Genomic DNA, 547 nt, shown 5'->3' with positions numbered 1-547 from the left:
CGTATCGGAAGGTGCGGCTGGATCACCTCCTTTCTAAGGAAGAAGAAGTAAGGGTTTTATATACTGTTCAGGTCTCAAGGACCTAACTAAAGAATTCTGGTGTCGATGCGGTCAGGGGATACACCCGTTCCCATCCCGAACACGACGGTTAAGACCTGATCGGCCGATGGTACTATGTTGGAGACGACATGGGAGAGCAGGTGGATGCCAGATTTATATGGGGGTGTAGCTCAGTTGGGAGAGCACCTGCCTTGCAAGCAGGGGGTCAAGAGTTCGAATCTCTCCATCTCCATTTGGGATTTTAAAAATAGAATCCCGATAACGTACCTTGAAAATCACATATTGAAATATTGAATCTTAAATATTTAAGATACAAGACATCCGAGGCGTATCGAAAGATACGTAACCGAAAGAATCAAGTAAACACAAAGACCAGGGGTGCAACGCTATGCACCTTCGTATGGAAGCCGTTCCCGCGGTGGAAATACTACTGGTTAAGCTAGAAAGAGCGCAGGGTGGATGCCTTGGCACTAAGAGCCGATGAAAG

At 46.8% G+C, this 547-nt stretch carries 1 tRNA gene and 1 rRNA gene; both read left to right on the top strand.

Annotation, left to right across the window (positions count from 1 at the left end):
• Positions 1-95 precede the first annotated feature (95 nt).
• A 5S ribosomal RNA gene (gene rrf, locus ABCW45_RS17855) occupies positions 96-213 on the top strand.
• A 6-nt stretch (positions 214-219) separates the two neighbouring features.
• Positions 220-292, top strand: a tRNA-Ala gene (locus ABCW45_RS17850).
• Positions 293-547 lie beyond the last annotated feature (255 nt).

Origin of the sequence: Pilosibacter fragilis, assembly GCF_032490495.1 — a bacterium.
GTDB lineage: Bacteria > Bacillota > Clostridia > Lachnospirales > Lachnospiraceae > Pilosibacter > Pilosibacter fragilis.
The sequence above is the reverse complement of the archived record's forward strand: the minus strand, read 5'-3'. Positions and strand labels throughout refer to the sequence as shown.